The following is a 23422-nucleotide window of genomic DNA, read 5'->3' on the forward strand; positions in this document are numbered from 1 at the left end:
AGTGCCGCCCAGTGGGATTAGAGTAGACAATCGATTCACTGCTGAAGTCATGGGCCATCCGAAGGACATTTTCTTCGCCGCCGTCGAAAGCACGCGCATGCCCATGATCGTCACGGACCCCAACCAGCCGGACAATCCCATCATCTTTGCCAACCAGGCCTTTCAGGAAATGACCGGTTATAGCGAAGATGAGTTGATCGGCCACAACTGCCGGTTCCTGCAGGGCAAGGATACGGATCAGGAAGTGATCTCTGCGATCCGCCAGGCCGTCGCTCAGCGCTATGACTTCTCCACCGAGGTACTGAACTACCGTAAAGACGGTAGTTCGTTCTGGAATGCGCTATTCATCTCGCCGATCTATAACGACAGCGGTGAACTCAAGTACTTTTTCGCATCCCAGCTGGACGTCAGCCGGCGTCGAGATGTGGAAGATGCATTGCGCCAGTCGCAGAAGATGGAGGCATTGGGGCAGTTGACCGGCGGCATAGCGCACGATTTCAACAACCTGCTGCAGGTCATCGGTGGTTATGTCTCCCTGGCCAAGTTGGCTGCCGAGAAGGAGCAGCCCGATCTGGCCAAGATCGTCAGGGGCCTGACCCATGCCACCGAGGCGGTGGAAAGGGCCAATACGTTGACCAAGCAATTGCTGGCCTTCTCGCGCAAGCAATCGCTGCAGGGGCGGGTGATCAATATCAATCAGATCGTCACTGACGCACAGGTGTTGATCAACCAGACGTTGGGCGATGGTGTCTCTGTATCGCTCAGCCTGGATGACGAATTGCACAACTGCCGTATCGATCCGGCTCAGGCGCAGATCGCCTTGCTCAACGTCATCATCAATGCGCGCGATGCCATGGCTGGAGATGAGCGCCAGGCACTCAATATTGAAACCAAGAACGTCATCGTGACCGAAGATGCGCGAGCGTCTTATGAAGGGCTGCATGCGGGACATTACGTCTGCGTCTCGTTCACCGACAACGGTGAGGGCATGCCCGAGGCCGTGCGCGGTCGAGCGATGGACCCGTTCTTCACCACCAAGGACGAGGGCAAGGGCACCGGACTTGGGCTGTCGATGGTGTATGGCTTTGCCAAGCAGTCCGGTGGCGCAGTCAAGATCTACTCCGAAGAGGGCGTAGGGACTACCGTGCGCTTTTACTTCCCCGCCGACGCCAGCGAGCTGCACCCCTTGGAGCGTGCGAGCCTGCTCAAGTCCAAAACCGGTGATGAGCGCATCCTGATCGTGGAAGACCGCGCCGATGTTGCCGAGCTGGCCCAGGTGATCCTCGAAGAACAGGGCTATGAGACCCAGGTGGCCAATGATGCCAAGGATGCGTTGATGATCCTGGAGAAGGGGCTGCACTTCGACCTGCTGTTCACTGACCTGATCATGCCGGGTGGCATCAATGGCGTGACGCTGGCGCGCAAGGTGCAGTTGCAGCATCCGTCGATGAAGGTTCTGCTGACCACTGGCTATGCAGAGAGCTCGATCGAGCGAACTGACATTGGCGGTTCTGAATTTGAAGTGATATCCAAACCGTACTTACCGCAGGAACTTGGCCGCAAGGTGAGGATGGTGCTGGATTCTCCGGGCGGCGTGTAACAGTGTCCCGGCAGCGCTGACTTACAAGGATGCGCTGTATTTGACGGCTGCCGCTGCCCGCGATGGCACGTTGAGGGTTCGCAGCAATCCGGATACATGGATGCGCACGGTAAACGGCGAAATATCCAGGGCCTTGGCGATTTCCTTGTTGGTCTTGCCTTGAGCGATCAGCCGCAACACTTCCTGCTGGCGCGTAGTGAGGGTGTTGGTGTCCAGAGGTAATAGCCCTGAGGGTGCGAACTTGACCAGCACCTCGCCTTCGCGGATGGCGAGCAGCGCCTGGCCGATCTCTTCGGGCGCGATGTTCTTGCCGATGAAGCCATCGGCTCCCATCGCCATCACCTGTTCGATCAACAGCGGGTCATCGACCATCGATACCACGATCAATGTGGTACGCCGCAGCTGCTTGCGCAGCTCACCTAGTTGGCTGATGCAGGTCAGGCCGGGGAAGCGCAGGTCGAGGATCAGCGTGTCCACGTCGCTGTCGCGTTCGAGCATGTTCAGCACTGTGTCCAGATCGCCGGCCTGCTCTACCTGAGCCTCGGGCAGCAAGCGTTGCACCGTGCGCAGCATCCCCTCGCGAAACATTGGGTGGTCGTCAGCGATGATGATGCGGCATGTCATGGAGTGCCCCTCCCTGGGGTCAGGTGTTGCGCCTGCGTGGTACTTTAACACTCTGCTCAGGGCCTGCCTGCTTGGCGTGCCAGCATGACGATGACCGTACAAGGACGTTGCCCGTGAAGTTCATGAAAGACGCTGAACTGGATCAAGCCAACCTGCGTATTGTGGTAGCCCTTTGCGCCATGGTGTACATCGGTGTGCTTGGCTTCTTGCCAGGGCAGTCGGTGGCGCACTACGTGCCGGTGATGCTCTATATCGTTGTGTTCCTGCTGGCCTCGATCGTACTTCGTCAGGTCATCGCGCGCTGGCCCGGGCATTACCCGGCGCGGCGGGTTTTCGGGATGATTCACGACTATACCGGCACCTCGTTCGGCCTGGTGATCGGCGGCGAGGCGGCGTTGCCGTTGTATGCGGTGATGGTCTGGGTCAACCTGGGCAACGGCATGCGCTATGGTTCGCGCTATCTGGCGATTGCCACCGTCCTTGGCTTGCTGGCGCTGATGATCGTGTACGGGCTGAATCCGTTGTGGCAGGCGCAGCCCTTCATGATGCTGATGCTGATGATCACCAGTACGGTGATTCCGGTCTACGCCCACCTGCTGCTGGAGCGCACGCGCAAGGCCTCCGAGGAGGCCATCGCCGCCAACCTGGAAAAGTCGCGCTTCCTGGCCCAGGCCAGCCATGATCTGCGCCAACCCATTCACTCCATCGGCCTGTTCACCGCCTGCCTGCGTGAGGCACGCCTGGGCGATGAAGAGCGGCGGCTGGTAGATAACATTGACCGGTCGCTGCTGAACGTCTCGCAATTGTTCCGCTCCATTCTCGATCTCTACACCCTGGACAACGGCCGCTTGCTACCCAAGTATCAGGAAGTTCACCTGGGCGAGTTGCTCGCCGAGCTGCTCCGCCAGAACTCCGAAGCCGCCCGTTGGGCCGGGGTCGAATTGCGCCTGCGGCCATGCAAACACTGGGTGCGGGTCGACCCGGCACTATTGGCGACCATGGTGCAGAACGTGCTCTCCAACTGCTTCAAGTACGGCCGCCAGCGCCCTGTACTGGTCGGCGTGCGCCGGCGCCACGGCGGCCTGGTGGTGGAGATCCACGACCAGGGGCAGGGGATTGCCGAGGAGCATCTGTCGCGGGTGTTCGAGGAGTTCTATCGCGTTCGCCAGCTGCGCGATAAAGACGTTGAGGGTGTCGGTCTGGGCTTGTCTATCGTCAAGCGCCTTGGGCTGTTGATGGGCATGGACGTGACGCTGCGCTCGCGGGTGGGCCGTGGCACTTCGGTCAGCCTCAGCGGCTTGCCGCTGGCGACCGCCCCTGAGCAACACGTAGTGCGCGACGATCCACGTCAGGCGGGTCTGTTGACCGGTTTGAAAGTGTGCCTGGTGGAAGATGACCACAACGTGCTGCTCGCCACCCAGGCATTGCTGGAGCGCTGGGGCTGCACGGTGCAGGCGGAGTCGAGCGGGCATGATCTGGTCAGCGATTGCGACATCATCGTCGCCGACTATGACCTGGGCAACCACGCCACCGGTATCGAATGCATCGACCATCTGCGCGCGCAGCGCGGCGTGGCGGTGCCAGCGCTGATTCTGACCGGGCATGATCTCGAGAGAATCCAGGCAGCCCTGCACGATCGGCAGATCGCCATTCTGTCCAAGCCAGTGCGCCCCGCTGAACTACGGGGCGCTCTGCGTGAGCTCAGTCAGGGGCCGCTTACTGGTTGAACGGGGTCAACCCATTACCGCGGGCGCCTTTTGGCTGGCAGTAGGCGGCGGGTTTCATCATGCCGAAGCTGGCCACGGCGAACATTCCGCCACTGGCACCGCTGGGCACGGAGCAGTTGTAGTCACCGGAAGCGGTGCTGGCGATGTAATAGGTGGACATGGAGTCACTGCGCACATTGGAAACGCGCTTGACCGTCTCACCGATATTGGTTTCCGAGAGCGTTTTGAGATGGTCTTCGGTGGGTTTCATATGGCTGCAACCGGCAACGCCGATCATCAGGGCGCCGAGCAGGGCGAGGCGGGTGACTGGAGCGTGCAGTTTCATGGCGTTTCTTCCTTGGGGGATGTTTTGGTTTTTTCAACGCGCAACGATCCCTTGCACGGCGAATTCGCCGTGCTGGCGGGGAGCATTGGGGTTGCTGGCGAATATAGCGCCAGGTGGGTGCGGGGTCGATTAGCACAAGTGTGCTAGTGGCACTTTAGGGCCGCGGTAACAGGAGCGCGTTGATCGCTGAATCAACGCCGCCAGACGTCCCCGTGTTCACTGACGACCCATGGCTTTTGCTCAGCAACGATCTGCACGCCGCCAACCCAGCGCTCAGCTGGGGCACAGTCGAGCCAATTCACGGTGCCTCGTAATACCCGCTCACCCAGGTCGGTGATTCGAACAAGACGGTGCTGCCACTCACCGCCCGGCTGTTCCTGCACCAGTGGCTGCGGCGCATCGATGAGCGGACGCAACAGCGTAGCGAACATCAAATCCCCCAGAAAGGGCAGAGGTTCATAGTCCTTTCTCAAATGAGCGAACACTTTGCCGGCAGGCAACGCTCCGTGATCTGCCAGTATCCGCAGGGTCAGACGCTGGGTCAGACTCAAGCCATCCGAGGCGCCCGGGAGTTCCTGGAGTTGCCTGGCCAGCGCGGGACCGAGCAGCGGCAATGCCGGATGCACCGGGCCTGCCATCCGCGCCCAGTTGCCAGGGTCGGCTGAGGTGTAGGCCGCCCATGCCTCCCGTGCCAGCGCCAAGGCGTCTGCAGCCAGTGCGCGCCGTTGTGGCCAGAGCCATGCAAGCACATCCGGCGCCAGCTGGCCCAGCCCAATGAAACGCTCAACGCCTGGCACGCGGTTGATCTCGATCAGTTCCAGCCTGCGCGGCACCGTAGCCAAACTCGCCAGGAGCCGAATCAGAAACAACTGATCATAGGCGTCGCCCTCGCACCACAGCACCAATTCACTATCGTGGCCAAGTTGCGCGAGGGCCTGGCGTTGTGAGGCTTGGCGTTGCTGGGCATCACGTGGCGATAAGCCGAATGTCTGCTGAATGAACGCTGCACGCACTTGCCAGTAATTGTCGTCAGTCAGGGCCGGAACAGGACCCATGACCATAGGATCATCGAACATATGAAATGTGCCCGTGAAGCCAGCGACTCGCAGGCTGTGCTCGATATCGTTGCCGCAGCGCCAGTGCTGAACGGTGGCCTCGTTGCTTGCAGCAAAGTCTGGATGACGGGCGGCGAAGGCGACACTGTCGGCATGTGCGATCAGCTTTGGCCAACTGGGGAAACCTGCTTCACGCGCTACCAGCCACTGCGTGTCGGCAAGCTTGTAGTCAGGGCCCGGCAGACCGATCGTGCGTAACTGTACGCGGGCCTGTTCGGCTTGATTGCTCTTGAGTGCTTTGAGTAAGTGCTTGGCGCGTTTGCGCAGCGAGGGCAGGTCAACAAGACCATGATGGCGGGAAGCATTAATTGCGGGCATGCCAACTCCTTACAGGGCTCGGTCCGCCGACAAGCCGGGAGCTGGAATGGGCAATGTACAACGCATGCCTGGGAAACCCCTTCGCGCGGACCGCAGGCGCAGCACACGCCCAGGCGTCGACTGTAACGGCCAGGCGTCACGGAGGTAAAGCCTGATCGCGAGTTGGCACACATAAAAAAGCCCGGCGAACCGGGCTTTATCAAGCAAGACGCTACTTACTGAGCCGTCTTCAGCTTGATCACATCACCGGAAACGGTGGTGGTGTACCCGTTCAGCACCCATGCCCAGAACCAGCTCTCTTGTACCTGGGTGTTGATCATCGCATCGCCGCCCTTGGCCTTGATGGCGTAATCTTGCGCGCGTACGAAGCGGCTGTTCTGGCGAATCGGGATCAAGCCGAACAGCATCAGGCCGGTGGCACTGGCTTCGCTGTGGCCAACAACGGTGTACTGGCTGCTGTCGTACTGCTGAGTTTTCATGGCGGTGCCGGTGCAACCTGCCAGAGCGAGGCCCAGTACTGCAGAAGCGATGACTTTGCTGAATGACTTCACGTTACTACTCCATGGGCTAGAGCCCGAATCCAAATATTGGGCGGCGGCACTTTACCAGAACACCCCGACGTTCTGCAGATGGCTGTCTTCATTCCCGCGTCACTGTCAGAAGCGCCACTTGGCATTGACCAGCGCATTGCGGGGTTCGCCGTAGGAACCTGAGGCAAAGGTGCCCAAACCGTCGTAGTACTTCTCGTCGAACAGGTTGTTCAGGTTGAAGCCGACGGTCAGGTGCTCATCAACCTCGTAACTGGCCAACAAACCGACCACTGCGTAGGCATCCTGCGTCGCTTTGCGCATGGGGCCGCTCCAGTTGATCTGCTGGGCGGCGTAGGCTTCGCTCTGCCAGGTCAGGTTACCGCCGATGGTCAGGCGCGACAGGTCGCCGGGCATGCGGTAGGACGTCCCCAGCTTGAACAGATTGATCGGCTGGTTGGTCGCGACGCGCTCACCGTCCTTGTCGTGCGATTCGCGGTAGGTGTAGCCACCGTAAACGTTCAGGCCCGGCAACAGCTCGCCGGACACTTCGGTTTCGACACCGCGAGTGCTGGTGCCGGCGATGGCTTTGTAGACGGTCTGGCCGTCACCATCCACACCGATGGCCGATGCCGTGTTTTTCTGTTCGACATCAAACAGCGCGATGCTGGCGTTGAGCGCGCCGTCGAACAGCTCGGCCTTCAAACCGATTTCGTAATTGTCACCGGTCAGCGGCGCGACGGCTGTACCGCTGGTGGTTTTATAGAATGTTTGCGGCTGGAAGATGCTGGTGTAGCTGGCATACACCGAATAGGTGTCATTGAGGTCGTAGACGATGCCTACATACGGCGTGACTTCGCCGGTCTTCTTGACCTTCTCGACCCGTTTGCCGCCGGTGCTCTTCATGTCGTTGATGTCCCACCAACTGACCCGAGAGCCTAGAATGATCGACAGGTCGTCAGTTGGCTTCAGCCGTACCGAGCCGTAGATGCCGGTCTGGCGCAGCTTGGTGAGGTTGTCGCCAATCTTGCTGAATGTCGGCCGGTCGATAACACGCCCATCCCATTCATGGATGTTGCCTACCTGCGGGATATCGCCGACCGGGCCAAGATCGCTGTACTCGGGGAAGTTGAGGTGCGTACGCGAGGTGCTCACACCGATTACCGCATCATGCTCGCGCTTACCCAGGCTGAACGGGCCGGAGGCGTAGGCGTCGAGAGTGTCCTGGGTCTGGTAGCTGTCCAGGCGGCTGACGAAGGCGAAGTTGCCCTGACCGGTTTGCGGGTCGGCATAGCCGCCACTGGCTGATGCGCTCTGGCTTTTGCGGTAGGAGTACTGGTGGCTGTAGGCGGTTTTCAGGGACCAGTCATTGGCCAGGCGTTGCTCCAGCAGCGTACTGAAGTTATAGCCGGTGTTGTTCATGTAGCTCCAGCGCGTTGCCGGGTTGAAGTTGCGCGGGAAGTTGGTTTGCTGGCCGTTGTTGTAGAACAGCGGGATATGGCCGTAGCTGGTACCATCGGCGTTGTTGTTCTGATAGTCGAGGCTGGTGCGCAGGGTCAGGTCGTCATTCAGGTCGATGTCGACGGCGCCGTACATCACGCGGTTTTCCTGCTTGTACCAGTCGATGTACGAATTTTTATGCTCATAGGCGGTGACGAAGCGCCCGCGCACATTGCCGCTGTCGGTCAGCGGGCCGGACACATCGAGCTCGGATCGGTATTTGTCCCATGAGCCCACCTCGCCGGCAACATAACCCTGAAACTCGCGAGTTGGTCGTTTGCGCACCAGGTTGATTGTCGCCGACGGATTGCCGGTGCCGCTGAGCAGGCCGGTCGCGCCGCGGACCACTTCCACGCGGTCGTAGATGGCCATGTCGGACAACGCGCCGATGTACTGCTGCGACTCGTTGGCGACCTGTGAGGGGATGCCGTCGTACTGGAAATTGTTGATCTGAAAGCCGCGCGCATAGAACGTGTAGCGCTCGCTATCACGGTGGTTGCTGGTGATGCCGGGCGTAAACGTCAGCACTTTGTTGATGGTCGACAGACCCTGCTCATCCATCAGTTTGCGGGTGATGACCGTGACCGATTGTGGGGTTTCGCGCAGTGACAGCGGCAGCTTGGTCGCGGTGCTGGTCGAGCCGGTGGTGTAGGAGTTGGTGTGCTCGGTGTAGGCACCCAGGCCTGCACCGTCGATACGGGTGGCGTCCAACTGCATGGCGCCGTCAGCGGTTGCCTGGGGGCGCAATGCATAGCTGCCATTGCCTTGCAGTTCGGCTTGCAGGCCGGTGCCTTGCAGCAACAGGACAAAGCCTTGGCTGACGCTGTAGCTGCCTTGCAAGCCAGGTGAGCGGCGGCCATCGGTGAGTGCGGCTTCGAACGACAAGGCGCTGCCAGAGGCCGAGGCAAAGGCGCTGAGGGTCTCGGTCAGGTTGCCGGCGGCGATGTGGTACGGCTGCACCGCGCTCTGTTCAGCTGCAGTGACCAGGCCAGGTAGCGTGGCGCTGCCAAGGGCGATAAAACTCAGTCGAATAGCTGCGGCCAGCGGCTTCAGCCGGCACACGATCGGATACATCATGGTGTCCTCCCCAAAAATAAACCGCGCAAACGGTAGGTTTCTGAGGATTGGCCGAGCGACATGGAGAAACAGTGCACCGCTGCGTGAAGTTTTTTCTGCACGGCTCAAGCTGGCTTTGGCATGACGCTGACCCAGTAGCGGCTGCGGCGCTCGATACGCAGATCAAAGCCGCTCTCCAGCGCGGCCAGGGCGCGGTCGGTGTCGTCCAGGGGGAACGCGCCGGAGACTTTCAGCGCTGTAATCGACGGGTCGCAGCGCAGCCAGCCATGGCGGTAGCGGCCCAGCTCTTCGAGCAGTTCGCCGAGGGGGCGTTTGATGGCAATCAGATTGCCCGTACGCCAGGACGCCGTCGACGCATCCGAGGGCGCGGGTTCGCTCAGTTGATGCGGGTCGAAACGCACGTGTTGGCCGGCCTCAAGACGCAGCGACTGCGGGCTTTGCGCAGGGTGGATGCGCACGGCCTTGTCGAGTACCGCGACTTCGCAGAATGACTTGTCGGCCTGCACGCTGAAGCAGGTACCCAGCGCCTCTACCTGGCCTTGTGCGCAGGTTACCCAGAAGGGCCGCGATCGCACATCAGCGGCCGTCTGCACCAGCATTCGGCCGCTGTGCAGGTGCAGCAGCCGACGCTGATCATCGAAGCGCACGTCCAGCGCAGACTGGCTATCGAGCAATACCTGGCTGCCATCTGCCAGTACCAACGCACGTTGTTCACCAACCCCAGTGTGATGAGTGGCGAGCAGGCTGGTAGCCAGGTCGCTGCGGGCACCGCTCCAGCCAACTGCGCCAACGCCCGCGAGTACCAGCAACTGGCGCAGGACCTGGCGACGTGATTGCCTGGACTGTTGCAAGGCCGTGACCGCAACCTCGGCCGGCACGCCGGCAACCAACTGCCGGACTTCTTCGACCTGCTGCCAGGCCTGCTGGTGGAGCGGGTCGGCGTCGTGCCACTGCTGCCAGCGCTGCTGATCGCGGGCTTGCTGCATGCCCGAGGACAGCAACGCGTACCACTGGGCGGCGCTGCGCAAGGCATCGCGCTGGGCGGGTGCCAAGGGCTGGCGCGCGGCCATCAGAGCAAGCCCATACGGATCAGGCAGCAGTGTTCGATAGCCTTGGCCATATGGTTGTTTACCGTGCGCAGGGATATCCCCTGGCGCTCGGCAATGCGTGGGTAACTCAAGCCTTCGAACTGCGACAGGATGAAGGTCTGGCGGACTTTGTCGCCCAGGCTGTCGAGCATGCGGTCGACCTCCATTAGGGTCTCCAAAACAATGGCTTGGGTTTCTTCCGAGGGGTACTCGTCGACGGGCAGGGCGGCCAAGGCTTGCAGATAGCTTTGTTCGAGAGCACGGCGGCGGAACAGGTCGATGACCAGGCCCTTGGCGACGGTGCTCAGGTACTGCCGCGGCTCGCGGATGTCCAGCGCGCGGCGCCCCTTGATAACCCTTACGAACGTATCCTGGACCAGGTCGGCGGCATCGCTGTGACACTGCAAACGCCGGCGCAGCCAGCCGAGCAGCCAGCCGCTGTGGCTACTGTAGAGATCCTGGGTAGCGCATCGAAGGGCAATGTCGTCAGCAGACATGGAATGGTCACTAATGATAACTAATTGCAATTAGACGCTGTTGCGAGAAATTTGGCAATGATTTCGAGGGGCTGGCACGGCGGGGTGGTGGGGAGTGCGGTCGCGTTCAGTCAGTACGGACTTTGCAATTGGTCTGCGCGCTTGTAACAATCCCGGCCTTTTGGCGGTCATGCAGCCGCCGCAAAAGCCCTGCCCATTTTGACAAGGAGCTTCAACCGTGGAATCACGCAGTCTGGCTGCAGAGATATTCTTCAACATGCCATCCCATCTGTGGGTCTTGCCAGTAGCGGGCGTGGTCGCCTTTTTCGGGATGCGCCTGGCCGCACAATCGCGCGAGCGAGAGTCATTGTTCAAAGGCGTGACGTATCTGATCCTGCTGGCGTTGGCATTGTTGCCCAACGCCTACTACCTCCTGAGCCCGCCGACGCCGGACATGGCCGAACTGCTGGCACAGGGTGGGCTGCTGCCCAATTACAAAGGCCTGGTTTATCTGGACGCGTTCTACACATTCGCCGGCTGGGCATTGAGCTGGGTCGTGCGGCAGAAATTCGACGCCTGAGGCCGCTCAGATCACTGCAGGGTCGTCGGCTTGAAGGTGTCCTGCAACTGGGCGAAGGTCTGCTCGATGCCTGTAATCAGCTTGTCCAGATGATCAGCTTCGGTGTCATTGCCGACTGCGCGCTGACGATCGCGCTGCTGACGCAGGGTGAGTAGGTTTTTCTGCAGTGCTAGGGCGGACTGGTCGTAGTTATCCATCTCGATTCTCTGGCTCATGGCGTCCCTGCCGTTGTAGGAATGAGCCGACCGTATCAGCTCATTCTGGGAGCCGGAACTGCGTTTTCGTACAGGTATTGCACTGCTGTAGGTTTACTCCTACGAGCTGATCAGAGCCGTCCTACGATGAGTGTGTGCCGATATTTCGAAACGTTTGTATTCAATCCGCTCGCAGGCCAAGCGGTGCAGTGTTTCCAAGGTTTTTGTCTGCGCTCTGAAATGATTTGTTACTGCACCTGTATCCGCCTAGCTGCGCGGCTTCGGTGAAATGACCTGTTGCAATTGGCCCGGCTCGGCGGCCTCCTGCTCTAGCCATTGGGTGACCAACGCCGCTGCCGAACCAGTGGCCGAAGGTTGGCCGGTGAGTATGTAGAAGCCTGCTTGAGTGGGTAGCTCATGGCCCGCCAAGGCCAGTACCAGCGTGCCAGCCTGCAGGGCGTTGGCTACCAGCAGTGCTGGCACCAAGGCGATGCCCATGCCTTGCTCGGCAGCCTCTATCGCCAGAATGGTTTGCGAGAACGCTGGGCCGGTAAACCGGGTGCCTGGCTGGCCGTAGTGATCGAACCAGCGCTTCCAGTTGTTGTGGCTGTCGGAAACAAGCGGTGCACTGGCCAGATCAGCAGGTACCTGCCAGTCACCCGCGTTACGTAGTGACGGCGCACACACGGGCAGAGCCTGGCCCGCCAGCAGGTGACGCGCGTGACAGCCCGCGAAAGGGGCAGTGCCCCAGCGCACGGCCATGTCCACCGCGCCTTTGCCGGTCAGTGGCCGGGTACTGTCGGAGGCATCGATCATCAGCGCGATCTGCGGATGTGCGGCCGCCAGCCGGCCCAGTCGTGGGATCAACCAGCGGCTGGCAAAAGCTGGCGTGGTGCTGAGCACTACCTGGTGGGGATCGCCCGGGGCACCTTGAGCGAGGAGCTCGGTGGTGGCGTCTTCGATGATGTGCAATGCCTGCTGCACCCGCTGCAGGTACTCGCGGCCCTGGGGCGTCGTGCACAGGCCGCGGGGCAGGCGTTCGAACAAGGCCATGCCGAGCTTCTCTTCCAGCGTGCGTACTTGCTGGGCGACTGCGCCCTGGGTGACGCTCAGCGCCTCGCCTGCGGCGCGGAAGCTGCCCAGCCGGGCAGCGGCCTCAAAGGCAAGCAGATGATTGATCACGCTGGGCGCGGTGCGTCGCTTGGCGGTGCTCATGGGGGCGGCTTCCTGCGGCGCGTGTGGGCTGATCGGCTGATTCTGGCGTCAGTCTGTCCCGCGAGCAACAAGTTTGCCGGCAGTTGCGCTAGCATGGCGGGCTTTACCGAAATGGGGGACAGTTTGATGACCACGCCGACCTTGCGCCAGGCCAGCTTGCAGGATGTGGAGCGCTGCTACCAGATCGAAACCAGCGCCTACGAGGGCGATGAGGCGGCCACTCGGGAAAAAATAGCCATGCGCATCGAGCAGTATCCAGAGGGCTTTCTGATTCTGGAACTGGATGGCGAGATTGCTGGTTTCATCAACAGCGGTTGCGCCGAGCAGGTGGTGATGTCCGATGAGGCCTTCAAGGAGCTGGTCGGGCATGATCCGCGCGCTGCCAATGTGGTGATCATGTCGGTGGTGGTAGACCCGGCGCTGCAGGGGCGCGGCTTTGCCGGGCTGCTGATGGCGCACTTCGTCGAGCAGATGCGCGCGCGGGGCAAGGCGACTATCCATCTGATGTGCAAGCAGCGCCACGTCACACTGTACGAAAAACTCGGCTATCGCTATGTGCAGCCATCACCCTCCGATCACGGTGGCATGAGCTGGCACGAGATGGTCATGGCGTTGTAACGCAGTTATATGATTTCGGGCGCGCCAGCGTTGGCCCGACGCGCACTCAGCCAGGGAGAGGCAAGTGAAGTACGTTGTTATCCAAGCGCATCGATCCGGATACCCGCGACCCATCCGGGTCGCCAAGGGCGATCTGCTCGAGATCGGCCAGCGTTACGAGGGTAACGAGAGCTGGCTGGACTGGTACCTGTGCACTTGCGCCGGGCAGGAGCCTGGCTGGATCCCGGCGCAGCTTATCGAGCGGGTTGGCGTCGCCCATGGCAGGGCGCTGGAGCACTACTCGGCGCATGAGCTGGATGTTGATCCGGGGCAGCAGGTGCTCGCCCTGCTGCCCATGAACGGCTGGTTGTGGTGCCGCCTTGCTGGCAATGGTGAGTTGGGCTGGCTGCCTCGCGAGAAGCTGCAACTGCTGGAGTGACGCGTTGAATAGGTGCCTGCGGCCAGCTGCTGGTCTCATCTGATCTGCTTTTTTTCCGCGAACCTGCATCTGTAACCGTATCAGCCGAAGGCGGAAAATACCTCACAAGCCCAATCGACTGACCGTTGCACGCCAAGCTACTTGTGCCGCGATGGTCCGCCCCGGGCCAGCTACGCCAATTCGTGTTCACACTGTAGAGGTTCCAATGGGCAAGCTTGCGCTGTTCCTCGGTGGTTTTCTGCTGCTGACAATCTGTATCGGCCTTTTGGGCACCATTCCGCCGCCTTGACCGGCGATACCTCGCTGCCGGCCCGCTGCTTCCCCAGGCGGGCCAGAGCTGCGGCGCTCACCCTTGTGCACCTACCCATAGCCGAGTGGCCTACAAGCCGACTCGACGTTGTCGTATGTGCGATAAGTCGTTCTTTGTCTTGGGAAAACTGTCCACAGAAAACGTGGGTAGGTCTGTGGATAAATCGCTGCAGGTTAGGTAGTTAGCGGCCTGCGTTAGATTGAGCAGAATTTGAGCAGCGATTATCGGCCTGGATTCAGACGGTCTGCCGTAGCGCCTGTTCGGCGAGCTCGACGCAATTGCGGCCATGTGCCTTGGCGCGATACAGCGCCTTGTCGGCGCATACCAGCAGCGCGTCCAGCGCAGGCGATGGGCCGCCCTCGGCACAACCTGCCAAACCGATGCTGACGGTCATCTGCAGGCGCGGGTCGGCGTGGGTCAGGTGCAGGTCCTGCACTGCGCGGCGCAGGCGCTCGGCAGTGAACTGGGCATGCTCGGGCGCAAGCCCGGGCAAGATCACGACAAACTCCTCGCCACCCAACCGGGCAAACAGCTCGCCATCGCGCAGCTGCTCTTGCAGGGCATGGGCGAAGGTGCGCAGCACCTGGTCGCCGACACCGTGGCCATGGCGGTCATTGATGCTCTTGAAGTGATCAATATCGAGCATCATCAAGGTCAGCGGCATGGCCTGATCAAGCTGCTGGCGGCTGTCGAGCAGGGCATTGGCCAAACGCGTGAAGGCGCTGCGGGTGAGGGCGCCGGTCAGATGATCGATGGTTGCCTGATGCTCAAGCCGCGCCAGTAGACTCCGGTTGGCATTACTTACGCAGGCCACTACCAGAGGGCCCAATACCAGCATGGCGATGCCCAGCCGTGCCGACATCAGCGTGGTCACCCCCGGCACGCTCTGCGGCACGCTGAAGTGCATGAGATTTTGCGCCACGGCGACGATCAAGCTGCTGCCCGCCATCAGCGCCAGTAGCGACAAAAGGAAGGGTGAGTAGGTCCAGGCACACCAGAGCAAGGCGGCGATCGGGAACGCAATCGCGCCAGGGCCGCCAAATACGATGCTCAGTGCCAACGAACCCACCAGCACCAGCAGCGGTGCCAGGCGAATGGGCTTACCGCCGCCATGCAGCAACACGCCCCGCGAGGGCGCGGTCAGCAGGGCCGGCACAATCAATATGCAGGTGGAGAACTGTTCGCTGAACCAGGCCAGCCAAGTCGCGCGCATCGACTCCTGAAACCACGGTGCCGACATCAGGCAGGCCATGCTTGCCGCCACCATGGCGCCAGCGGCGCACGCGGCAAACACGCAAAGCACGCCCTGAGGGCTGCGCATGCGCCGGTGCTGGCGCGGCAAGCGGACCAGCAGCAGCCAAACCGTAACGATCACGCTCAGATTGCACAGGTTGAACCACAGCGCCGGTTGCCAATTACTCCCGCAGGCCAGGTCGGCAGCCACCATGGCCAGCCACACCAGGGCGAAGCCTAGTGGAGTTGCCTGGCGGGGATAGCGCAACAGGACGCCTGCCAGCACTGCATTGACCGGCCAGAACAGCGACAACGACTCGATCGGGCGGGCGAGAATGCCGCCCAGGGTAAGGGCCAGGGTCAGGCTGAACAGGACAACATAAGGCAAGAGCTGCGAGCGTGCTGGAAACACCATGGGTTCTACCGGCTGGCATAGACGGATCCAGGACAACGACTGCAGGCACCTGGGACATTAGTGTCAGTGTGTTTCGCCGGCCCGCCTGCTGTCAAATTGCCTCACTAGAGCCCAAAGAACCACGGCACCATCACCACAGTTACCAGCATCACCAGCAAGGTGAACGGCACCCCCACTTTGACGAAGTCAGCAAAGCGGTATTGGCCAGGCCCCAGGACCAAGGTGTTGACCGGCGAAGACACCGGCGTCATGAACGCCGCCGAGGCTGCCAGTGCAACAGTCATGGCGAACGGGTAGGGCGACATGCCCAGTTGATGGGCGGTGCTGATCGCCACTGGCGCCATCAGTACTGCGGTGGCGGTGTTGGAGATGAACAGGCCGATAATCGCAGTCACGGCGAACAGGCAGGCAAGAATGGCGCTGGGCCCGGCATTGCCGAGCAGGCTGACCAGGCCGCCGACCGCCAGATCGATGCCGCCGGTCTGCTGCAGGGCCAAGGCAAATGGCAACATGCCGACGATAAGCACCAGGCTCTGCCAGTGGATCGCGCGGTAGGCGCTGTTCATGTCGATGCAGCGCCCGGCGCCCATCAGCAGGCAGCCGATCAGCGCGGCGATGACGTTGGGGACCAGCCCGCTGACCATCAAGCCAACCATCACCGCCAGGCTGATCAAGGCGTATGGCGCGCGGCTTCGTGCCGGCGCCACCTGATCGATCTCGGCAGGCAGACTCAGCACCAGAAAATCCCTGGGCTGGCTTTGCAGCTGACGCACGGCTTTCCAGGGACCGACCACCAGCAAGGTATCGCCTTGGCGCAGTTTTTCTTCCACCAGTTGCTCGTCGATGGCGGCCTGTTCGCGGCGCAGACCGACTACGTTGAGGTCGTAGCGGCTGCGGAAGGTCAGCTCAAGAATGCTTTTGCCGATCAGCTGCGAGCCGGGTGGCAGCGAAACTTCGGCCATGCCCAGTTCCTGTGACTGATCGATGAAGTAGGCCGCCTTGAAGTGCAGCGGCTCAAGGCGCATCGATTGGCACAGGCTGCGCAGATCATCGCGGTTGGCGAACAGATCGAGTAGCAGCACATCGCCCTGTTGCAAAACGCTGTTGGAGTCGGCGCTGATCACCCGGGTGGTGAACTTGTGCTGGCGCTCGATACCGATCACGTTGGCGCCGTGGCGAGTGCGTAATTCCAGTTCACCCAGGGTATGCCCCACCAGCGGTGAGTCAGGGCGAATGCGCAAGCGCCGTTCGCGGCCATTGAGCTTGTAGTCGAGCACCAGGTCGAGCAACGTGCGGCGGCTTTCGGTGCGGCCATCCTTGCGTACTTCGCCGTTGAGCCAGCGTCGGGTCAGCAGCATGTAGCCGATGCCCAGCACCAGCACTACCAGGCCGAACGGGGTAAAACTGAAAAAGCCGAAGCCCTGCTCGCCATGACGCACCAGCTCGCTGTGCACAACCACGTTGGGCGGCGTGGCCACCAGGCTGAGCATGCCGCTGATCAAACCGGCAAAGCTCAACGGCATCATCAGTCGGCTGGGTGCCAGGCCGAGCCGCGCGGCAATGCTCAGCACCACCGGGATAAAGATAGCGACGACTCCAGTCGAGCTCATCACCGAACCCAGGCCGGCTACTGAAACCATCAGCAAGACCAGCAGACGCGCTTCGCTGTTGCCTGCGCGGGCGCTCATCCATTCACCGATGCGGTAGGCAATGCCGGTGCGCACCAGGCCTTCGCCGATGACGAACAGCGCCGCGATAAGGACCACGTTAGGATCGCTGAAGCCGGCCAGGGCTTGCTCTACAGTGAGGATGCCGGACAGCGGCAGAAATACGATGACCAGCAACGCAACCACGTCCATGCGTGGGCGGTTGAGGATGAATAACAGGATAACCACGGCCAGCAGGCCGAGCACCATGAGTAGGTCAGGGTTCATGACGAGGAAGTGATCCTTCACGCAGGGGGCACACAAGACAGTAGCAGTCAGTGTGGCAGTTTGGCGTGATGGAGGTGTTGATGTGATGCAGGTTTTTGACGCGCTGTGCTGGCGCAGGGCGGGATCAGCCTAAGCATTGTTAGGGTAGGGCGGCTTGCGATTGCCGGGGCTGCAACGTGGCCCCGGCCTTCTGAAATTGCAATCAGTGGCGATGGCGGCGCTTGTGCTTCTTCTTGCTGCCGCCGTTGTCGCCCATGTGGTTACCCAAAGCGCCACCTGCTGCGCCGCCCAGGCCAGCGCCGACGGTCGAACCGGTCGAGCCGCCGAGGGCGCCACCGACCAGCGAGCCACCTGCCGAACCAAGGCCGCCGCCCAGCGCTGCCTCGGTGCGATTGCCTTTGCGCGCGCCGACGGCGCTACCGGCTGCGCCGCCCAGGCCCGCGCCGATAGCTGCGCCGGTGCGGCCGCCCATCTGTTGACCGACCACATTACCGAGCACGCCGCCGAGGCCGCCGCCGATAGCTGCAGTGCCGTCACCGGCAAAAGCGCTTTGGCTCAGCAACAGACCCAAGGCGAGAGAAGGCAGAGTCAGACGCATAATGGTGAACCTCAAAACAAGTGGCTAAGTCAGGTCATTGATCCGTAAGGGATTACGGGGTACTCAGTAGGACCGGGTTCGATCGATTTGGTTTCTTCGACAATGAATTTTTTGTCACGCGAGGGAACGCTCGGGCTTGATGGCTGCTGATCTGTCCCGTTCGGTCATGGCCGGTTTGCGCAGGGCGCCCTAGACTATCGTCAGGCCGCAGTGAGACGGCCACCCGCTGCCTGGTTAACCAACATGATCGCCCATACCCCTACACTGTTCGCCGCCGTCGCGCTGGTCGCCACCATCATGGCGTTCTGTCTGTTGCTGGTGGGTCAATACAACCGCCGTGACAACCTGCTGCTGACCGGCTGCGGCCTGCTCGCGCACGCCCTCGCATACATCTGCTACACGCTGTATGCCCAGGCCCCGCTGTGGGTCAGCTATGCCTTGGGCAACAGCCTGCTGTCGCTGGCGTTGGCGTTCTACTCGGCAAGCTTGTTTCGGGTGCGTGAACTGAAAGTACCGTGGCGAGTTATTTTCATCATTCCGTTATGCATGTTAGGCGGGCTGCTGCTTCTGCTGGAGACGCTCGAGCCACGCATGCTGCTGGCCACCGTGGTGCTCATGGCTCAATGCGGGCTGTTGCTGCATTGGGCGCGGCGTCATGCCGAACGTCCCGGTCGGGCGCATCTGCTGTTGGTGATCGGCGCTTCTATAAGCCTGGTAGGCCTGGGCATGCGGGTTATCGCGGTGCTGGCTGGGGAGGCAGCCGATATGCGCTACGACATCAGCAACCTCAAGCAGACAGTATCGGTGGCGATCGGCACGGTAACGGTGATGATGTATTCGCTCGGCCTGGTGCTGATGGCCAAAGAGCGCAGCGAGTCGCGCTTGCAGCACATGGCGCTGCACGATGTGCTGACCGGAACTTACAACCGGCGGGCCATCCTGCAGCGTTTCGACCAAGAGCTGGAGCGCGCACGTGATGAGGGCAATTACCTGGCGGTGGCGATGATCGATATCGACCATTTCAAACGGATCAACGATCTGTATGGCCACCTGGCTGGGGATGAGGTGTTGTGCCACTGCGTTCGCCAGCTACAACGGCGCCTGCGTGCGGCTGACAGCCTGGGGCGTTATGGCGGGGAGGAATTCCTGCTGCTGTTGCCACATACCGATCGTGAGGGCGCGATGGCGGCACTTCAGGGCTTGCGCCAGGCCATCGCACAAAGCCCGGCGCAGTTCGCTGACGACACTATCGAGCTGCGCTTCAGCGTCGGCCTGTGGTGCGCAGTGCCCGGGCCTGATGACAGTGCGGCAGCGCTGCTCGGGCGAGCGGATGCGGCGCTGTATCAAGCCAAGGCGGATGGGCGTAACACCGTGCACATGGCAGCAGTGTCTGGCCCCTGCTAGATCACTTCGCGTGAATGGCCAGCACGACGCCGTTGGTGATCTGCACCAGCACGAAGCGATTGCCCATTTTCACCCAGTGGCTTTCTTTTTCCGGCGCTGGCAGGCCGTTGGCTTTCCAGTCAACCACGGCGGCATCATCGCGTTTGTATTGATCCGGGGCCTTGTCACCGACCTTCAGCTCGCGGTCGTGGGATTCCGGCGCCTTGACGCTCTCGACGTTGCTTTCGGCTGCAGTGGCAGCCAATGGCAGGCAAGGCAGGGTGGCGGTGAGCAGCAGGGCGGACAGCAGTGGGCGCATTTTCATGCACAGTCTCCAAATGCAATAGGTGTGTTAATGCGACAACAGCTGAGCGTCGAGAATTCACTTGTGCAGGCACGCAAATGCTAGAGTCGTGTTCTTTTTTTGCCCACGAGGATGAAACATGCGTGCAATTGTGCCGATGGCCGCAGCATTGATGCTGCTGGGGTGTGCCTCGTCGACCATGGATGCCGCGCGCGGCACTGCGCCGACTGCACAGCTGAAGTCGCAAAAGGCTGCGGAACTGGTTGCCCAGTGCATCCAGTTCAGTTGGCAGGATGAGGCTGTCTTTGGGGTCGACGCCAGTGGTTACCTGCAGCCGCGCAAGAGTGGCGGCTTGACGGTATATACCCGTGAGGCAGAGTCGTTTGCCGACATCTACCCGCAAGACGGTGGCACACGCGTCGACTATTACGCGCAAACAGCCGACACCACCGCACTGCGCCGCCGGGCAGCTGCTGCGACCTGTCTGTAACCGGCCGGCTCAGGACAGAAAACCACCGTCGACATTGAGCAGGGTACCGGTGGTGTAGCTCGAGGCGTCGCTCGCCAGGTACAACACTGCGCCGGCCATCTCGCTGGGCGCCGCTACACGCTTGAGCGGGATCTGCTGCAGGGCGACGTTGAGGATGGCGTCATTCTTGACCAGTGCCGAGGCGAACTTGGTATCGGTCAGGCCTGGCAGCAAAGCGTTGCAGCGGATGCCGAACTGCGCGCACTCCTTGGCGAACACCTTGGTCATGTTGATCACCGCGGCCTTGGTCACCGAGTAAATGCCCTGGAACAGCCCCGGGGACACGCCGTTGATCGAGGCCACGTTGATAATGCTGCCACCACCGTGCTCACGCATCAGTTTGCCGGCCTCTACCGACATGAAGAAGTAACCGCGGATGTTGACGTCGACGGTCTTCTGAAAGGCGCCCGGGTCGGTGTCCAGCACGTTGCAGAACTGCGGGTTGGTGGCCGCGTTGTTGACCAGGATGTCGAGCCTGCCGAACTGCTCGCGAATGCCGGCAAACACCTGTTGGATCTGTTCCAGCTCACCGATATGGCAGGCCACTGCAGTTGCTTTGCCGCCGGCTGCGATGATCGCGTCGGCGACCTGCTGACAGCCGTCGAGCTTGCGGCTGGAGACAATCACATGCGCGCCTTGCTGCGCCAGCAAGTGGGCGATGGCTTCGCCGATGCCGCGGCTGGCGCCGGAAACGAAGGCAATCTTGCCGTCGAGGTCGAACAGTTGCGTCTTGGCCATGCTGTGTCCCTTGTTGTGTGTGGTCAAAGTGCGGACTTGCCGATCACTTGCAGTGCCATCTGCTCAAGCAGGCGGTTCATGTGAATGAACTGCGCGAAGCGTTTGTCCTGCGTCTGGCCGTGGTGGAAGCGGTAATAGATCTGCTGGACGATCCCTGCGAGGCGGAACAGTCCATAACAATAGTAGAAGTCAAAGTTGTCGATGCGGATGCCGGCGCGCTCGGCGTAGTAGGCAACGAACTGCGCCCGGCTGAGCATGCCCGGAGCGTTGCTTGGCTGGCGCCGCATCAGTTGCATGGGGGCGGGGTCATCGGCCTCGATCCAGTAAGCCAGGCTGTTGCCCAGGTCCATCAACGGGTCACCGAGGGTGGCCATCTCCCAGTCCAGAACGCCGATGATCTGCATCGGGTTGGCTGCGTCGAGGATGACGTTGTCGAAGCGGTAGTCGTTGTGCACGATGGCTGAGCGCGGGTGGTCGGCTGGCATCTTTGCCCGCAGCCAGTCGATGACCTGCTGCCAGCGCGGTGCATCCGGGGTGGCGGCCTTCTCATAGCGGCTGATCCAGCCCTCGATCTGGCGCTGCACGTAACCCTCGGGTTTGCCCAGGTCAGCCAGGCCGCAGGCGCGGTAATCCACTTGATGCAATTCCACCAAACGGTCGATGAAGCTTTTGCACAGGGCTTCGGTGCGCTGGGCATCGAGGGCCAGCTCCAGCGGGATGTCCGAGCGCAGGATGATCCCTTCGACCCGGTCCATCAGGTAGAACTCGCTGCCGATCAGGCTTTCGTCGGTGCAGTGCAGGTACGCTTTGGGGCAGTAAGGAAAACCGCTGTTGAGCTGATTGAGGATACGAAACTCACGGGCCATGTCGTGCGCTGACTTGGCTTTGGCGCCAAAGGGCGGACGCCGCAACACGAACTCACGCTGTGGGTAGCTGACCAGGTAGGTCAGATTGGAGGCGCCGCCCGGGAACTGACTGATCAGCGGCATGCCTTCCAGGCCAGGCAGATGAGCTTTGAGATAGGGATCGATGACGCTGGCATCGAGTTCTTCGCCGGGGCGTACCTGGGTGGACTGGTCAGTCAGCGTCATGCGTGATCCTTATTCTCGGTGTCGAGGATTATTGGCTAATCTAATCGGCCTGAGGTAATGGAACAAGCGTGCCAATCGCCATATAGGCAGGCGTGTTGGCGCTTGATCAGTGCGCTTGATGCGCGGCCTCTGCACTGTGCGATGAAGGCCAGATCAGGCAAAAAAAAACCGAAGCCGGGGCCGGCTTCGGTTTCTTTCATGCAGTCGTCGTTGCCACTCAGGCAGGGAACAGCTCGCTGAGCTTCATCGACAGCATCATGTCACCTTCAACACGCAGCTTGCCGCCCATGAACGCTTGCATGCCATCGGTTTCGCCGCTGACGATGCCTTTGAGGGTTTCGCTGTCCAGCACCAGGGTGCAGTTGGCATCTGGGTTTTCACCTTCCTGGATGTCGCAGGTGCCGTCTTTGACGACCAGCGCGTATTGCTTGTCTTCGTCGGTGATGTTGAAGCCGAACACCAGGTCCAGGCCTTCAGCAGCAGCGGGATTGAACTTGGCTTTCATCGCTTCGACGGCTTTAGCTACATCGCTCATGGTGTATTCCTTGTTAAGTGAAATTCGCGTCCGCAGGGACACAACAGGCCGGGCTCACCTATAGGTGATGAGCTCCGGCGCCTTCAACAGCTGCACATGGGCCTGACAGTTGAAGGAAGCCAGTGCCACGTCATGGCCGCGAAACTTCAGCTGGCTGAACGACGTGTTGATAATCTGCCAGTTCAGCGCAAACGCCTGGCTGGGGGTGATGCCGGTAATCAGGTGGAGCAGGGCGGCGATGCTGCCGCCCGAGGTGAAAACAGCCACGTTGTCGCCGCTGTCGGCGGCGTCCAATACCCGCTGCAGGGCAATGCGCAGGCGGCCGGTAAAAGCCTCCCAGCTCTCCAGCCCATCGACCGGATGCTCGCCGTCGTGCCAGCGCTGGACCATCAAAGCAAACAGGCGCTGAAACTCGCTGCGGTTTTGCGCAGCGTTGCTGAGCACATGCAGTGCCTGCGGCTCATCTGGCAGCAGCGCCGGCAGCAGTGTGCGGATCACCCCATCGGCGTCGAATTCATTGAAGCCGGCATCGGTCTCCAGCGCCGGTACCGCGCAGCCCAGGGTGCTCATGGCTTCAAGCGCGAGCAGGGCGGTGTCCTGTTGCCGGCGCAGGTCGCCGGCGATGCAACGATCCAGGCGCAAGCCGAGGTTGGCTAGATGGCTGCCCAAGGCCTGGCTCTGACGCACGCCGACCGGCGACAGCACGTCGTAGTCGGCGGCACCAAATGAGGCTTGGCCATGTCGGATCAGGTAGAGGTTGCCCACATCGATATCCGGCCGAGTGAAGTTGCTGGGAGGTTAGGATGCGCCAGAGTGGCTGTCAACGAAAAAACATACAAGCGTTTGAAAAGCTTGTTTGAAAGATGTTGCCAGCGTTTTCGCCTGCTGGCAGTGCCCCGTACGCCCCGGTATGCTGGCAGCAGTTTCGCACCGTGCAGGTGCTGATTTAT

General features: G+C 61.2%; 24 protein-coding genes. 7 read left to right on the top strand and 17 right to left on the bottom strand.

Features of this window, described 5'->3' with window-relative positions:
* Nucleotide 1: 1 nt before the first annotated feature.
* On the top strand, nt 2-1600 hold the full coding sequence (locus FW789_RS03490) for a histidine kinase famiy protein (RefSeq protein ID WP_446430929.1): 1599 nt from the start codon (nt 2-4) through the stop codon (nt 1598-1600).
* A gap of 21 nt (nt 1601-1621) precedes the next feature.
* On the opposite strand, the gene FW789_RS03495 is transcribed toward FW789_RS03490, so the two are convergent.
* Nucleotides 1622-2224: a LuxR C-terminal-related transcriptional regulator gene (locus FW789_RS03495; RefSeq protein ID WP_101320763.1), complete on the bottom strand. Its 603-nt coding sequence runs from the start codon at nt 2222-2224 to the stop codon at nt 1622-1624.
* Between the two features lie 122 nt (nt 2225-2346).
* Here FW789_RS03495 and FW789_RS03500 point away from each other — a divergent pair, with 122 nt between their 5' ends.
* A complete protein-coding gene (locus FW789_RS03500) occupies nt 2347-3951 on the top strand; it encodes an ATP-binding response regulator (protein WP_181003847.1) in 1605 nt (534 codons plus the stop codon).
* On the opposite strand, the gene FW789_RS03505 is transcribed toward FW789_RS03500, so the two are convergent.
* The 6 genes from FW789_RS03505 to FW789_RS03530 all read right to left on the bottom strand — a co-directional run bounded on the left by FW789_RS03505 (nt 3941) and on the right by FW789_RS03530 (nt 10398).
* Nucleotides 3941-4276, bottom strand: coding sequence for a hypothetical protein (locus FW789_RS03505; RefSeq protein ID WP_207073079.1), 336 nt, complete (start codon nt 4274-4276; stop codon nt 3941-3943). The genes FW789_RS03500 and FW789_RS03505 overlap by 11 nt on opposite strands.
* Before the next feature lie 191 nt (nt 4277-4467).
* A complete protein-coding gene (locus tag FW789_RS03510) occupies nt 4468-5709 on the bottom strand; it encodes a DUF1835 domain-containing protein (protein ID WP_411562908.1) in 1242 nt (413 codons plus the stop codon).
* Nucleotides 5710-5924: 215 nt separating this feature from the next.
* Nucleotides 5925-6260 (bottom strand): hypothetical protein, encoded by a 336-nt coding sequence (locus tag FW789_RS03515; RefSeq protein WP_101320755.1) that lies wholly within the window; start codon nt 6258-6260, stop codon nt 5925-5927.
* A gap of 105 nt (nt 6261-6365) precedes the next feature.
* Nucleotides 6366-8813, bottom strand: a complete 2448-nt coding sequence (locus tag FW789_RS03520; protein ID WP_446430930.1) for a TonB-dependent siderophore receptor — start codon at nt 8811-8813, stop codon at nt 6366-6368.
* A 104-nt stretch (nt 8814-8917) separates the two neighbouring features.
* The gene (locus FW789_RS03525; RefSeq protein WP_242548567.1) at nt 8918-9883 is read right to left on the bottom strand and encodes a FecR domain-containing protein; all 966 of its coding nucleotides are present in this window, start codon (nt 9881-9883) and stop codon (nt 8918-8920) included.
* The gene (locus FW789_RS03530) at nt 9883-10398 is read right to left on the bottom strand and encodes a sigma-70 family RNA polymerase sigma factor (RefSeq protein WP_446430931.1); all 516 of its coding nucleotides are present in this window, start codon (nt 10396-10398) and stop codon (nt 9883-9885) included. The genes FW789_RS03525 and FW789_RS03530 overlap by 1 nt, the downstream gene beginning before the upstream one ends.
* 244 nt (nt 10399-10642) lie before the next feature.
* On the opposite strand from FW789_RS03530, the gene FW789_RS03535 reads away from it, so the two are divergent.
* The gene (locus FW789_RS03535; RefSeq protein ID WP_446431055.1) at nt 10643-10957 is read left to right on the top strand and encodes a hypothetical protein; all 315 of its coding nucleotides are present in this window, start codon (nt 10643-10645) and stop codon (nt 10955-10957) included.
* Between the two features lie 11 nt (nt 10958-10968).
* Here the strand turns inward: FW789_RS03535 and FW789_RS03540 are convergent, their stop codons facing one another.
* A complete protein-coding gene (locus FW789_RS03540) occupies nt 10969-11172 on the bottom strand; it encodes a hypothetical protein (RefSeq protein WP_446430932.1) in 204 nt (67 codons plus the stop codon).
* A 246-nt stretch (nt 11173-11418) separates the two neighbouring features.
* Entirely contained in the window at nt 11419-12366 is a 948-nt protein-coding gene (locus FW789_RS03545; RefSeq protein WP_446430933.1) for a LysR substrate-binding domain-containing protein, read from the bottom strand.
* A 126-nt stretch (nt 12367-12492) separates the two neighbouring features.
* Here FW789_RS03545 and FW789_RS03550 point away from each other — a divergent pair, with 126 nt between their 5' ends.
* Nucleotides 12493-12984 (top strand): GNAT family N-acetyltransferase, encoded by a 492-nt coding sequence (locus FW789_RS03550; protein WP_207073082.1) that lies wholly within the window; start codon nt 12493-12495, stop codon nt 12982-12984.
* 64 nt (nt 12985-13048) lie between these two features.
* A complete protein-coding gene (locus FW789_RS03555; protein ID WP_411564620.1) occupies nt 13049-13402 on the top strand; it encodes an SH3 domain-containing protein in 354 nt (117 codons plus the stop codon).
* Nucleotides 13403-13947: 545 nt separating this feature from the next.
* Here FW789_RS03555 and FW789_RS03560 read toward each other — a convergent pair.
* From FW789_RS03560 to FW789_RS03570, 3 genes are all read right to left on the bottom strand, one after another.
* Nucleotides 13948-15360 (bottom strand): GGDEF domain-containing protein, encoded by a 1413-nt coding sequence (locus tag FW789_RS03560; RefSeq protein ID WP_103437844.1) that lies wholly within the window; start codon nt 15358-15360, stop codon nt 13948-13950.
* 104 nt (nt 15361-15464) lie between these two features.
* A complete protein-coding gene (locus tag FW789_RS03565) occupies nt 15465-17294 on the bottom strand; it encodes an SLC13 family permease (protein WP_340610394.1) in 1830 nt (609 codons plus the stop codon).
* Between the two features lie 202 nt (nt 17295-17496).
* On the bottom strand, nt 17497-17892 hold the full coding sequence (locus FW789_RS03570; protein ID WP_103437842.1) for a bacteriocin: 396 nt from the start codon (nt 17890-17892) through the stop codon (nt 17497-17499).
* Between the two features lie 243 nt (nt 17893-18135).
* Here FW789_RS03570 and FW789_RS03575 point away from each other — a divergent pair, with 243 nt between their 5' ends.
* The gene (locus FW789_RS03575; protein ID WP_446430934.1) at nt 18136-19296 is read left to right on the top strand and encodes a GGDEF domain-containing protein; all 1161 of its coding nucleotides are present in this window, start codon (nt 18136-18138) and stop codon (nt 19294-19296) included.
* Nucleotide 19297: 1 nt separating this feature from the next.
* On the opposite strand, the gene FW789_RS03580 is transcribed toward FW789_RS03575, so the two are convergent.
* Nucleotides 19298-19600, bottom strand: a complete 303-nt coding sequence (locus FW789_RS03580) for an RcnB family protein (RefSeq protein WP_446430935.1) — start codon at nt 19598-19600, stop codon at nt 19298-19300.
* Nucleotides 19601-19718: 118 nt separating this feature from the next.
* Here FW789_RS03580 and FW789_RS03585 point away from each other — a divergent pair, with 118 nt between their 5' ends.
* Nucleotides 19719-20069 (top strand): hypothetical protein, encoded by a 351-nt coding sequence (locus FW789_RS03585; RefSeq protein WP_103437839.1) that lies wholly within the window; start codon nt 19719-19721, stop codon nt 20067-20069.
* A gap of 9 nt (nt 20070-20078) precedes the next feature.
* Here the strand turns inward: FW789_RS03585 and FW789_RS03590 are convergent, their stop codons facing one another.
* The 4 genes from FW789_RS03590 to FW789_RS03605 all read right to left on the bottom strand — a co-directional run bounded on the left by FW789_RS03590 (nt 20079) and on the right by FW789_RS03605 (nt 23237).
* Nucleotides 20079-20846, bottom strand: a complete 768-nt coding sequence (locus tag FW789_RS03590) for an SDR family oxidoreductase (protein WP_150568821.1) — start codon at nt 20844-20846, stop codon at nt 20079-20081.
* A gap of 23 nt (nt 20847-20869) precedes the next feature.
* Nucleotides 20870-21937, bottom strand: a complete 1068-nt coding sequence (locus FW789_RS03595; RefSeq protein ID WP_446430936.1) for a phosphotransferase family protein — start codon at nt 21935-21937, stop codon at nt 20870-20872.
* Between the two features lie 217 nt (nt 21938-22154).
* Nucleotides 22155-22472 carry an SCP2 sterol-binding domain-containing protein gene (locus tag FW789_RS03600; RefSeq protein WP_101320731.1) on the bottom strand — a complete coding sequence of 106 codons (318 nt, stop codon included), beginning with the start codon at nt 22470-22472 and terminating at the stop codon, nt 22155-22157.
* A 54-nt stretch (nt 22473-22526) separates the two neighbouring features.
* A complete protein-coding gene (locus FW789_RS03605; RefSeq protein ID WP_446430937.1) occupies nt 22527-23237 on the bottom strand; it encodes a histidine phosphatase family protein in 711 nt (236 codons plus the stop codon).
* Between the last annotated feature and the right edge of the window lie 185 nt (nt 23238-23422).

The organism is Pseudomonas sp. 1121_17 (assembly GCF_052850745.1).